The sequence below is a fragment of the uncultured Phascolarctobacterium sp. genome (genome assembly GCF_958349595.1).
In the GTDB taxonomy this organism is placed as follows: Bacteria; Bacillota; Negativicutes; order Acidaminococcales; family Acidaminococcaceae; genus Phascolarctobacterium.
In genome coordinates, this window is record NZ_CATWDQ010000006.1 from 55,588 (window position 1) to 68,293 (window position 12,706).

Here is a 12,706-nt window from a genome sequence, read left to right on the forward strand (position 1 = left end):
ATGGAAAAAGGCCTTATGGAAAAAATTAACAAGATAGCAGGTTTTGAAAATAAAATAGCCTATCAGGGGCCCTTTACAGTAAAGCCTGAAGGTAAAATGGCAAAAAGGCCGCTGAAGTATGCTGGGCCTGGGCAAAATAAAATAATGAAACTGGATAAAGTTTTGGATGCAGTAGAGCTTAAAGAGGGAACGACAATTTCCTTCCATCATGCTTTACGCAATGGTGATCTGGTGATGCAAAAGGTTATAGCAGCAATTGCCGCTAAAGGTATTAAAAATATTACTTTATCAGCCAGTTCATTAAGTCTGGTACAGGATGCGCTTTTACCGTATCTGGAAGACAAGACGATTACGGCTATAGATACCAGTGGCGCCAGAGGAAAATTGGGCACTTTCATCCAAAAAAATAAGTTGGACAAACCAGTTGTTTTTCGCACACATGGTGGCAGGGCAAGAGCTATTGAAAGCGGAGAATTGCATATCGACGTAGCTTTTATTGCTGCTCCGGCCTGTGATATTTATGGGAACATTAATGGTGTTCAGGGCAGATCCGCCTGTGGTTCGTTAGGATATGCAATGCCGGATGCAGAATATGCGGAGCATGTAGTTGCGGTTACTGACGGGTTAGTTACGGAACCGCTGGATTATATAAGTATTCCGCAGACCCAGGTAGATTATATAGTGGAAATTGAAAGTATAGGTGATCCAGCAGGGATTGCAACTGGTTCTATAAGGGTTAGCAAGAATCCAGCCGAGTTGGTTATTTCCAAGTATGTGGCTGACGTTATAAAATATGCGGGTATTTTACGCGAAGGGGTTATTTTTCAGTTTGGCAGCGGCGGTATCGCGATATCTGCAGCTGGATTTATACAAAAAGAAATGCAACTTGCCAATATTAAAGCCGCGGCCGGCATAGGAGGTGCTTCAGGTTTTTTGACAGAAATGCTGGCTGAAGGATATATAAAAACATTTTTTGATCCGCAGGATTTTGATGCAAAAGCTATCGCATCTTTGTATGTGAACAACAGGCACCATGAAATTTCTGCATCGGCTTATGCTAATCCCTTTAGTGCCAATCCATATGTAAATTTGCTGGATGTTGCAGTTCTGAGTGCAACAGAAGTGGATATTAATTTTAATGTCAATGTTTTGACCGATTCTTATGGCAAATTGATAGGGGCACCGGGAGGACACCCAGATGCCGCGGCTGGTGCCAAAGTGACGATAGTTGCTCTGCCGCTTTTGCGCGGTAGGCTGCCGATGTTGCTGGAGAATGTCCAAACAGTAGTTACTCCTGGTGAAACAGTTGATGTTTTAGTTACTGATTATGGGATTGCAGTTAATCCCAGGCGTATGGATTTAGATACAGCTTTGCGTAAAACTTCGCTGCCTGTTGTCACTGTGGAAGAACTGTATCAGAAAGCCAGAAGACTGGCTGGTAGCGCAGAAAAAACAGTAATAGGAGAAAAAATCTGCGGTCTGGTGGAATATCGAGATGGAACGATTATTGATGTTGTTTATGATTTGCCGTGAATTTTAGTAAAAGAGGTGGAAAATATGTATAACAATTGGTATGAAGCTTTTCCGGAAATTGGACTGATTACAGACAAAGTTCTCCAGCAAAAGGTTATCGATACCTGCGAGGAAGCTTTGGTGATCGGCGGCTGGAAATTGAGCGATATAGATAGCTTGCCGTTTACCCTGTTGATTCCAGATACTATGATCAGTTACAGAACCCATGTCAGAACGGTTACGCGAATGGCTCTTAAGGTCTATGAAGAATGGGGTGTTTACGGAGAAAAATTTAAACTAGATAAAGATTATTTGATTGCGGGAGCGTTACTGCATGATGTGGGAAAATTGATCGAGTATGAAAAAAATGCTGAAGGAAAAACACAAAAATCAAAACTGGGTAAAAATCTCCGGCATCCTTTTTCGGGCTGTGCGTTGGCCGTTAAGCACGAACTGCCTTTTGAGGTAGCGCATATTATTGCTAACCATGCTAAAGAGGGTGATGGGACGCTCAGAAGCCCGGAAGCGGTTATTGTGAATAAGTGCGATATGATGAATTTTGAAGGATTGAAAGCTTTTGTCGGTATGATTTAAGTGAGAACGGAATTCTAGTGGAAACTGAAGAAAGAAGGCGAGTGTTATGGTAGTACGATGGCTGCTTTTATTATTGATTCCTGTTTCTATTTTAATGATACCAGTTCCTGACGGACTGACACCGCTGGCATGGAAGATTTTCGCTGTGTATATTGCAGCAATTTTAGGCCTTATTTTAAGGCCGGCTGGTGAAGCTGTGGTGATGCTGAGCGTGATTGCTTTTGGATCTTTTATCGTACCAATCGGTCAGTTGCTGAGCGGTTATGGCAATGGCACTGTTTGGCTGGTATTTACTGCGTTTTTGATAACACAGGCTTTTGCCGATACGGGTTTGGGAAGACGTGTAGCTTACTGGATGATTGGTAAATTCGGAAAATCTTCATTAGGCCTTGTTTACGGACAGATGCTGACAGATCTTATTCTTAGTCCGGCGACACCATCTAATACGGCTCGTTCGGGCGGCATCGTCTATCCGATTTTCAGAAATGTGGCCAGTACTTTAAAGTCGGAACCAGATGATAATCCGCGCAGGATAGGTGCTTATATAACTATCAGCGGTTATGCAATAAGTTTATCTACGTCGGCAGTATTTTTAACTGCCTGTGCGCCGAATATTTTAACGGTTGGATTTGCTAAAGATATTTTGAAAGTTAATATCAGTTGGATGGACTGGTTTGTTGGTTTGGCTTTTCCTGCCTTGATAGCATGTCTGGTAATTCCTTATTTGATTTATAAGATTTATCCGCCTGAACTGAAAGAAATAGCCAATCATAAAGAACTGGCAGAGCAAGGATTACGTGAGATTGGACCTATGACAGGCAAAGAAAAAATGCTGGTTTTATTTTTTGTGATGGCAATTATCGGGTGGGCAACCAGCAGTTTTACAAAAATAGATGGCACAGCTGTGGCCTTGATGTTTTTTGCCTGTTGTGCAATTTTTAAATTGATTGATTGGAAAAATGTACTGGCTAATAATGGAGCATGGAATACTTTGATCTGGTATGGTGCGATTATGGGTATTTCGGGTATTTTAAGCAAAGCAAAATTCTTTGTGTGGTTGGCAAAAGTTGTTGGCGATCATATGAATTTTGTAGGGATTAATCAGGCACTGGTAATGGGAGCGTTGCTTGTCATAAGCATTTTGGTAAGATATGTTTTTGCTTCAATGGGGGCTTATGTAGGTGCATTTATTCCGGTTTTATTTACACTGGGACTTGTTGCAAAGGTTCCGCCTCTGCCATTAGTATTTTTACTGGGAGCATCTTCTGCTTATGGATGTCTTCTTACTCACTATGGCGGTGCAGTTGGACCTGTTTTATTTGGTACTGGGTATGTTCCGCAAAAGACCTGGTGGGAAATTGGTGCGGTCTTAGTGGCATTTAATTTTATTTTATATATGACGATTGGCTTAGGGTATTGGAAGTTGCTTGGTTTGTGGTAAATAGTAAAATTAGAAGGCGGATACTGGTGCGTAGCCGGTATTCGCCTTAATTTTTATAAAAACACTTGCGTATTATTTAAAAAAAGAGTATAGTTTAATACTGTTTAAAGAAGGGAGCCTTAAAATGATTATCAGGCCGTCTACAGTTATGCGTAATGATTATAATTTGATTTCAGACTATGCGCACCAGCACGGAGAAATTATTTATTTAACAAAGCATGGTAAAGGTGATTTGGTAGTAATGAGTATTAAAACATTTGAACAGCGCGAAGAACAGTTTAAGTTTTATCATACTGTTATGCAGGCTGATTTGGACAGACAAAAGAATGTTGAAGAATTGTTAGACGGGGACGACGCTATCGCCAGACTGAAGGCGAAATTTATTGAATGATGGTTTAATACGTTCAGATATGAAGATCCTGCCGCAGGCGTGGCGCGATCTGCTGGAAATTGGCTTTGCCTGCAGCCGGCAGGGAACGAAACTAGAAGCTGGTACAGTTACGTGCGGTATTGTCAGAAAGCTTAAGGCATTACAGGACTTTTCAATGCAGGGGAAGAAAACTCCGCTGCGCAGGCTGAATGAGCAAAAATATTTGATGCTGCTGATAGATAAATATGCCTGTGTTTATCGCAAGATTGAAAATACTGTATATATTTATCATATTACCGAACTGCAGCGTGATTATCCTAAATTAATAAAATGAAAACAGGCAGCTTTTGCTTATGGCGAAAGCTGCTTTGCTATCTAGTGAGAACACATACCCTTGTGGTATTGTGTGAAAACTTGACGAGGTATTTTCGAGTCTAGTGAGAACACATACCCTTGTGGTATAATATTTAAATATGAACAGGCTAATTTGAGCGTTGAGGAAAGTGGTGAAGAAATGGCTGATAAATTTTTAGTTATTGATGGCAGCAGCTTGATACACAGGGCATTTTTTGCCCTGCCGCCGTTGATGACCAGGCAAGGCGTGCATACAGGAGCTGTATACGGATTTTGCAATATGCTTGTAAAGCTTTTAGGTGATGTTAAGCCTAAATGGCTGGCAGTAGCGTTTGATAAATCACGTAAAACTTTTCGGACGGAACTGTTTGCAGATTATAAAGGGCAGCGTAAGCCTACGCCAAGTGAGCTGAGTGAACAATTTCCACTGGCCCGGCGTTTGCTGGAAGCCATGAACATCACTGTTTTGGAAACCGAAGGTTATGAAGCTGATGATATTATTGGCACTTTTGCCGTGCATGCGCAGCCGGAAGCCGAAATTATTATTGTAACCGGTGACAAGGACGAATTGCAGCTTTTAAATGACAGGGTAAAGGTTTATTTTACTAAACGTGGGATTTCTGATATCAAGGCTTATGATGTAGCGGCATTTGCCGAAGATTATGAAGGCTTGGAACCGAAACAGCTGATCGATTTAAAGGGATTGATGGGTGACAGTTCTGATAATATTCCCGGCGTTCCGGGCGTCGGCCCGAAAACGGCGCTGAAACTGATTTGTGAATATGGCACGGTAGAGAATGTTTTAGATAATATTGACCGGATCAGCGGCAAAAGTTTAAAAGAGAAATTGGAAAACAATAAGGAAGCGGCTTTGCTTTCCAAAAAACTGGCAACTATTTTTACGGAAGTACCTGTTGAGCTTGATCTTGCTAAATATGAGCTGAAAGCTATGTCGGAAGAAGCTCGGCCCTTGATGCAGGAATTGGAGTTCCGCAATTTGCATGAGCGGTTTCAGACTATTTTAGGCGGCAGTGACGGGTTGTTTGATCTTTTTGGTGAAAGTGTTGGACAGGGCAGTACAGGTACAGCGGTTGAATTTTTAGAGACAAAAGAGCAAGGGGCGGATTTTTTCGCTATATTGCGGCAAAAACAGGACAAGGTCGCGTTTACAGCTGTTTGTGGCGGTGAGCTGCCTAAAATACATTTTACAGCTGTGGAAATTTTTCATGATAATAAAATTTATAGACTGCAGGAAGGCAGCGGTGCCTGGAACTTTTTTTACGACTGGCTGTCCGATTCCAAACAGCTGAAGGCTACCTGCGACAGCAAGGAAATTTATAAGGCTTGTCTTTGTTTGGATAAAAAAGTTGCAGGGATAGTTGATGATATCGGGATCGCCGCTTATTTGATCGAACCGGGACGCAGTTCCTACACTTTAAAGGCGGTCACAGAACGTTATCTGACTACAAATAATGGCGGTAATGCGGCAGATTTACAGACACTGCTTCCGCTTATTGAACAAAAACTACAGGATTATGAATTATGTAAACTTTATACGGAAATGGAACTGCCGTTGGCGCAGCTGCTGGCAAAAATGGAGTTGGCGGGGATTAAGCCTGATGTAGAGCTTTTGGAAAGCATTACAAAGGAAATGTCTGTCCAAATTGCTGCGCTGGAAGTTTTGGCAGAAGAACAGGCAGGTGAAAGTTTTAATCTGAAATCGCCGAAGCAGTTAGGCGTACTGTTATTTGAAAAATTAGGACTCCAAATTATAAAAAAGACCAAGACCGGTTATTCTACAGACGTTTCGGTTTTGGAACAGCTGGAGGGATCTCATCCTCTGATTACAACTATTTTGGAACACCGTAAGCTGACAAAACTGCATTCTACTTATCTGGAAGGATTGCGTCCGCTGATCAATCCTGTGACAGGGAGAATCCATACGCATTTTCAGCAGACCGTAACTGCTACGGGACGTTTATCAAGCACGGACCCGAATTTGCAGAATATTCCGGTGCGAACGGAGATCGGCAAACGTATCCGTGAAATATTTATACCGGCAGCTGGTTATGATTGGCTGATGTCCTGTGATTATTCCCAGGTAGAGCTGCGTGTGCTGGCACATATGGCGCAGGATAAGCTGCTTTTGGAATCTTTCCTGCATGGGCAGGATGTACATGCCCGTACGGCGGCAGAAGTGTTTGGCGTGCCTTTGGAGCAGGTTGATGCGATGATGCGTACTCGGGCCAAAGCGGTAAATTTTGGGATCGTTTATGGCATCAGTGATTTTGGTCTGGCTAAACAGCTTGATATCAGCCGCGGTGAAGCAGCTGAATATATCAAAAATTATTTTGCCCGTTATACTGGTGTAAAAAAATATATGGATGATATGGTCAAGCATGCCCGTGAGCAGGGATATGTGGCAACGATGTTTGGCCGCCGCCGTTATCTGCCTGATATCAGACACAGTAATTTTAATTTACGCAGTTTTGCTGAGCGTACTGCTATCAATACGCCTATTCAGGGAACTGCGGCAGATATCATTAAAATAGCAATGTTGAAAGTAGAACAGGCGCTTGCCGAAGCGCAGGTCAAAAGCCGCATTTTGCTGCAGGTACATGATGAACTGGTATTAGAGGTTACTGAAGCTGAACGCGAGCTGGTGGCAAAACTGGTAAAAAGGGCAATGGAAGGTGCGGCAACGTTGAGCGTACCGCTGACAGCAGATGTTGCCTGGGGAAAAAACTGGGCTCAAAGTAAATAGGAGGGATCATCATGCCGGAATTACCGGAGGTGGAGCAGGTCAAAAAAACCTTGCTGCCACATATCAAAGGGAAAAAAATCACGCAAGTGGAAGTATATCTGGACAGGCTTATCAAACATCCGACACCAGAGCAGTTTGTTAAAAATCTGACCGGCAGGACGATCGAAGAAGTTAGTAGGCGTGGGAAATATCTGGTGCTGCAGACGGGCGCTGACCAAAAGCTCATCGTGCATTTGCGGATGACCGGATCTTTAGTGGCCCAGGCGAGCGAGTTGGAAGCGCCGCCATATGCGAAGATAAAATTTGTATTGTCTGGCGGTGTTACAATGTGGTTCTGTGATATCAGAACTTTCGGTACACTGTATTTAGTTACAAATGAGGATTGTTATATTGCAGGCTATGAGACATTGGGGCCGGAACCGTTGACAGCAGGGTTTAGTCCAGATTATCTGGCACCGATAGCAGCTAAAAGCCGGAAACCCATCAAAACGCTGATCCTTGATCAGACTGTTATTGCAGGACTGGGAAATATTTATGCCGATGAGTGTCTGGCGCTGGCAGGTATTTTACCGACTAGAATCGCTAATACTTTAACAAGTGAAGAAGTAGCGGCGCTGCACGCAGCGGCCAATACGGTCATTGCGCAGGGAATCGCCAACCGCGGAACTACCTTTAGGGATTATAAAGATGGCGAAGGCAACAAAGGCGATAACCAAAACCATTTGCTGGTTTACGGTCGCGGCGGCGAGCCGTGTAAAACCTGCGGTGAGCCATTGGCTACAACTAAAGTGGGCGGCAGGGGCACGACTTATTGTGCCAAATGCCAGCATTGAGTGGATAGAAAATGAAAATTATTGGTTTAACAGGTGGTATTGCCTCGGGCAAAAGTACTGTCGCAGCTGTTTTGCGCAGTTTGGGAGCGAAGATTTTTGATGCGGATGCTGCAAGCAGGCAGGCAGTAGCGCATGGATCACAGGGGCTGCAGCAGGTCATAGCTGTTTTTGGTGCAGACTATCTGACGGCTGACGGTGAGCTGGATCGGCCGAAAATTGCGAAGCTGGTTTTTGAAAAGCAAGAAGCGCTGCGGCAGTTGGAGGAAATTATCCATACCTATGTACGCCGGGAAGCAAAAAAATTCTTAGAGCAGTGCCGTCAGCAAAATATGTCTGCGGCGGTATTGGATGTGCCGCTTTTGATCGAATGCAGCTGGTATAAGGAAGTTGATTTAGTATGGCTGGTTGCTGTTGATGAGAAAACGCAGATCGAGCGTGCAATGGTGCGCAGCGGTATGTCGGAGCAGGAAGTCAGGGTGCGTATTGCGGCACAAATGACTTTAGACGCCAAGCGGCAATATGCGGATCTGGTCATTGATAACAGCGGCAGCAGGGAAGAAACTGAGCTGATTGTAAAAAATGAGTGGGAAAAAGTATTGCAGATGGAGGACTAAGGTTGGGCAGACGTCGAAAAAAGAAAAACAACAGCCGTAAAATTTGGTTTGTGCTGATTTTGCTGTGCGCAGTTTCGTTGTTGGGCTGGAAAATATGGACGTCTGACGAAGTGCAAATGCGGTTTGTGTATATGTGGCCTTATCAAGGCGAGATTTTAGAATACAGCGGCAAAAATAAGATTGACCCATTTTTAGTGGCTGCGGTAATAAAAAATGAAAGTAATTTTGATCGCAAAGCTGTCTCTAAGGCTGGGGCGATCGGACTTATGCAGATCATGCCGGATACTGGCGAATGGATTGCCGAGCAAATGGGGATCAAAAATTTTGACCCTCAGGATCTATATCGCACAGATGCCAATATCCGCTTAGGCTGTTGGTATTTAGGTGAGCTGGAATATGAGTTTCAGCGTAACTGGGTACTGATGATGATTGCCTATAATGCGGGTCGTGGTAATACAAAAGCGTGGATGCAGGAAAATAACTGGGATTATGATTTTAATAAAATCGAGGATATTCCTTACAGTGACACACGCGAATATGTAAAGAAAGTATTGTATGATCGGGATGAGTATTACAAATTATATAAAAACAGATTAAAAAAGTATTGACGGCATCGTAATAGTATGCTATTATATCACTGTTGCTGATTTAGGCAATTGTAATGCGGTAGTGGCGGAACGGCAGACGCGCTAGCCTCAGGAGCTAGTGGGGGCAACCCCGTGGAGGTTCAAATCCTCTCTACCGCACCATTTTTGTCTATAAAGGTAATTTTAAACCCCATGCGGTTGTGGCGGAACGGCAGACGCACCATCTTGAGGGGGTGGCGGGGAGACCCGTGTGGGTTCAAATCCCACCAACCGCACCAAATAAGCAGATACAAGCTTCACGAAATTTCGTGAAGCTTTTTTATTTACAGGAACATCATAAATTTTCTTCAGTGATTATTGCCTGTAATCATATTCATAGTATGATATGATTATGATAAGAAATGGAGTGAAAAAAATGACTTTAGGTGTATTGCCCCAAAAAAATAATCGTTATGCGCTGCGTATTTTAGGAAGCTGCGGTGAATTTACCTCAGAGGAACTTTTACGGTTATCGGAATTGACGGCCAGGTTTGGCAGTGGCAGGATTACGGCTACCAGTAGAGGAACTGTTGAATTGAATGGGGTGGCTGAAAGCGAGCTGGAGGCTGCAATTGAGGCTGTACAGGCAGCGAAACTTCGTCTGGGTGGAACAGGGGCAACGGTTCGGGCTGTTGTGGCCTGTAAAGGCACCGACTGCCGCAAGGGTATGTTTGATGTGCATACTCTGGCCTGTAAATTAGATGAAGAATTTTATGGCATTGATGTGCCGAAAAAGTTTAAAATCGGGGTCTTTGGCTGTCCCAATAGTCTGGGGAAGGCTATGGCCCAAGATGTAGGTATTATGCCGTCTTTTACGGAAACAGGAAAATTTGAAATCTATATTGGTGGATTGCTGGGCAACAGACCGGTTCAGGGAAAGCGCATCCCGGTTCCTTTACAGGAAGACAGGCTCGTTGATGCCATAAAATATATCTTGGATGTCTATAAGGCCAATGGTATTTATCCACAGCGTCTGCGTGCTGTATTAGACAATAAAACGGAATTGTGGCAGGAAATAAACTGTTATTTTGAATTTCTGGCAAAGTGAAGTTAAATAAAAAATTATTGTCCCTGCTATTTTTAAAATCTTTAAAAATTATCTTTGACGATTAAGTAAGATTATATAACGTCATTTTTTTTCACAAAGTCCTATAATTAGATTTGTAAGCAGTAATGCAAAAAATATTTAAGGAAGTGGACTTTATGAAATTCAAAAATCTTGTATTAACAGTAGGCGCATTGATGATGCTTGCCTGTACTTCTGTCGCTGCGGCTGCTCCTAGCCAGGTAAATCGCAGTATGACGGCAATTAATGCTGCCAAAGCAGAAATTCCGGCTGTCTGCGAGCTGATTGGTTATAATGTGGACGGTGATACAAGCATTATCACTTTTAAAGACCCGAATACTTTGGAACGGTATGTTGTTGATGTAAACACAGCGACTGCCAAGGTAGAGGAAATTGAAGTAAAAGGCGCTACCTTCGTTATGGGCAGTACCATGGTCACTAAAACTCCGGCAGATATAGAAAAAATCGTTCTGCAAAATTATCCTAATGCCTACGAAATAGTTATTACTCAAGGACAGGATGGCAATAATATTTATTATGTAGCCGATTTCCTTACTGATAAGTTTGACGGCGAATTGAAATTAGATCCTGTTACCGGCGCGATCTGCGAACGTGAACTGGAATATTTCTAAGTGAAAAACAAAAATGAGTACATCATTTGATGTACTCATTTTGTTTTTTAGAAAACTTTTAAAATATCGTCGTTGGTCAAGGCTGTTACAGGTTTTAGAGGCTGCGGGTTCCCAGCTGGCTGGCTTAATTGCTTATCCATCCAGACAATATCGAGCCACCGGTTGAATTTATAACCTGCTTTAGGATGAGGTCCCAGATCTCTGAAGCCCAAAGCTTTATGAAAGTCGATACTGCGCTGATTCTCGGCGGTAATACAGGCATAAACATTATAAAAACCCTGTTTTTGCAGCAGATATAAAAGGCAGTGGTAGAGCTTTCTGCCGATACCGCTGTTTTGTGCTTCTGGGGCCAGGTAGATAGAAAGATCGGCATCATAAAGGTAGGCCATGCGTTCCTGATAGGCCGAACCATAGGCGAAGCCTAATATTTTACCATTGCGTTCATAAACTAAATAGGGATATTTACTGCTGATTTTTTGAATCCGCGCAGTAAATTCTGCCAGCCCGGGCGGTTCATATTCAAAAGAAATAGTTGTTTCCAGAATATAAGGCGCATAAATTTCCAGGATCCCGGCGCTGTCAGCCGGTGTGGCAAAACGTATCTGTTCCTGCATACTCACAAGCCTCCCGGTTTTATTGACGCTCGTTTAAAATGCGTTTGAAAATCGCAAACATAACTTCTGCAACGTCGTCGTTAAATTTGATCGCGATAGAGTCACCGTCTTTTTGAGTAAAGTAAATGATATTGACAGAAAGGTTGGCGTTATCTAAATCGCTGAGCTCTACGACCCTGGCCATTTTATTGCTCAGATAAATAATGCGCTGGTTTGTAAGGAAAAGGTAGCCGATATCGACAACAGCGGTCACTTCTTCGGTAAAATGAGGATGTTCGATTTTCTCACCTTTGAAGGAAATAGTTTCATCGATTTCCAGACGGCGGGTCAATTCAAAATAATTATCTTCTTTTTCTATGGTTTTATGTTCGCAGAAGCCTGCCTGTTGAGCGGCAGCATGGCAGATTTCGCCATCATTCAGGGGAAAGTCGACTTTGATGTCTCCTAAAGGAGCATTTTCTGCCGACCACAAATAGCGGTATTTGTCTAAAGCATTTTGAATATTGGGTTTAAATTCATAAGGGATATCCAGTTTAGCGCAGATTTCGCGCAGTGCAGCTTCTTCATCGGGACTGAAACGCTGCTGTTCAGCAATTTCGTCGAATTTTTTGTTAAAGTAATTATGAAAAACCTGGACGCGTATATCGTAGCCGTCTTCGTAATCATAACCGAAAATAGTATTGATATCGTCGATCGGCAAAGTTTCTTCACCGTCGATTATTTGGCGGCAGCGGGCGAAATAAGCCGCTTTTTTAGCGCCATTATCGGCCAGACGCTGCAGATTTTCAGGCAGCTCCAGGACCTGTGCCAGATGCCTGCTTTCTTCAAAAACAGGATCATCTTTACTTTGTGCCGTGAGGTAAACATGATCGGCTACCTTGCGATACATACTGCTGCGGTATTCAATATTGCTGCTGTCAAATTTTGCACCCCAGGTTTTGACGAAGTTACTGACGATAGCTGCTGTCAATTCGGTGGCTTTAGTACTTTCTGCCAGAAAATTATTTATTTCAACTAAGGCGTTCTGACTGGGCTTACTGCCAAAGAGTTTACTCATCATACCTTGGGTCTCTAATTCCTGCTTTTCAAATCCGTTCACTGGTATGCTCCTTTTCTTACTTAAATTAAATGATAATGTAAATAATATTATAGATATTATACAAGAAAAACTACAAAAAGTCATTTACCTGTCTATATTTAAAATGAGAAGAAAAAATATAAGCACAGGAAATTTTAGCGGCAGAACACTTGAAAAACTGTAAGGTGAGTTTTTTTTATATAAATGC

13 protein-coding genes and 2 tRNA genes are annotated in these 12,706 nt (G+C 42.8%); 13 read left to right on the forward strand and 2 right to left on the reverse strand.

Annotation, left to right across the window (positions count from 1 at the left end; all coding sequences use genetic code 11):
* The 13 genes from citF (at window position 1) to Q4G98_RS06540 (ending at window position 10,806) form a co-directional block, all read left to right on the forward strand.
* Entirely contained in the window at window positions 1-1,533 is a 1,533-nt protein-coding gene (gene citF / locus Q4G98_RS06480; RefSeq protein WP_298565420.1) for a citrate lyase subunit alpha, read from the forward strand.
* A gap of 24 nt (window positions 1,534-1,557) precedes the next feature.
* Complete coding sequence (locus tag Q4G98_RS06485) at window positions 1,558-2,106, forward strand: HD domain-containing protein (protein ID WP_177560747.1); 549 nt, start codon at window positions 1,558-1,560, stop codon at window positions 2,104-2,106.
* A 46-nt stretch (window positions 2,107-2,152) separates the two neighbouring features.
* Entirely contained in the window at window positions 2,153-3,547 is a 1,395-nt protein-coding gene (locus Q4G98_RS06490) for a DASS family sodium-coupled anion symporter (protein ID WP_298565422.1), read from the forward strand.
* Window positions 3,548-3,671: 124 nt separating this feature from the next.
* Complete coding sequence (locus tag Q4G98_RS06495) at window positions 3,672-3,938, forward strand: type II toxin-antitoxin system Phd/YefM family antitoxin (RefSeq protein WP_293545682.1); 267 nt, start codon at window positions 3,672-3,674, stop codon at window positions 3,936-3,938.
* The gene (locus Q4G98_RS06500; protein WP_177560744.1) at window positions 3,931-4,251 is read left to right on the forward strand and encodes a hypothetical protein; all 321 of its coding nucleotides are present in this window, start codon (window positions 3,931-3,933) and stop codon (window positions 4,249-4,251) included. The genes Q4G98_RS06495 and Q4G98_RS06500 overlap by 8 nt, the downstream gene beginning before the upstream one ends.
* Before the next feature lie 180 nt (window positions 4,252-4,431).
* Entirely contained in the window at window positions 4,432-7,035 is a 2,604-nt protein-coding gene (gene polA / locus Q4G98_RS06505) for a DNA polymerase I (RefSeq protein ID WP_366917019.1), read from the forward strand.
* 11 nt (window positions 7,036-7,046) lie between these two features.
* Window positions 7,047-7,868, forward strand: a complete 822-nt coding sequence (mutM, locus tag Q4G98_RS06510; protein WP_293662894.1) for a bifunctional DNA-formamidopyrimidine glycosylase/DNA-(apurinic or apyrimidinic site) lyase — start codon at window positions 7,047-7,049, stop codon at window positions 7,866-7,868.
* Window positions 7,869-7,879: 11 nt separating this feature from the next.
* Window positions 7,880-8,482, forward strand: coding sequence for a dephospho-CoA kinase (gene coaE / locus Q4G98_RS06515; protein ID WP_298565427.1), 603 nt, complete (start codon window positions 7,880-7,882; stop codon window positions 8,480-8,482).
* Window positions 8,483-8,484: 2 nt separating this feature from the next.
* Window positions 8,485-9,090 (forward strand): lytic transglycosylase domain-containing protein, encoded by a 606-nt coding sequence (locus tag Q4G98_RS06520; RefSeq protein WP_293662890.1) that lies wholly within the window; start codon window positions 8,485-8,487, stop codon window positions 9,088-9,090.
* A 55-nt stretch (window positions 9,091-9,145) separates the two neighbouring features.
* Window positions 9,146-9,231, forward strand: a tRNA-Leu gene (locus tag Q4G98_RS06525).
* Between the two features lie 32 nt (window positions 9,232-9,263).
* A tRNA-Leu gene (locus tag Q4G98_RS06530) sits at window positions 9,264-9,347 on the forward strand.
* Between the two features lie 137 nt (window positions 9,348-9,484).
* Window positions 9,485-10,156: a hypothetical protein gene (locus Q4G98_RS06535; RefSeq protein ID WP_298565430.1), complete on the forward strand. Its 672-nt coding sequence runs from the start codon at window positions 9,485-9,487 to the stop codon at window positions 10,154-10,156.
* A 155-nt stretch (window positions 10,157-10,311) separates the two neighbouring features.
* A complete protein-coding gene (locus Q4G98_RS06540; RefSeq protein ID WP_298565432.1) occupies window positions 10,312-10,806 on the forward strand; it encodes a hypothetical protein in 495 nt (164 codons plus the stop codon).
* A 47-nt stretch (window positions 10,807-10,853) separates the two neighbouring features.
* On the opposite strand, the gene Q4G98_RS06545 is transcribed toward Q4G98_RS06540, so the two are convergent.
* On the reverse strand, window positions 10,854-11,420 hold the full coding sequence (locus Q4G98_RS06545) for a GNAT family N-acetyltransferase (protein WP_298565434.1): 567 nt from the start codon (window positions 11,418-11,420) through the stop codon (window positions 10,854-10,856).
* Between the two features lie 19 nt (window positions 11,421-11,439).
* On the reverse strand, window positions 11,440-12,519 hold the full coding sequence (locus Q4G98_RS06550) for a hypothetical protein (protein ID WP_298565436.1): 1,080 nt from the start codon (window positions 12,517-12,519) through the stop codon (window positions 11,440-11,442).
* Window positions 12,520-12,706 lie beyond the last annotated feature (187 nt).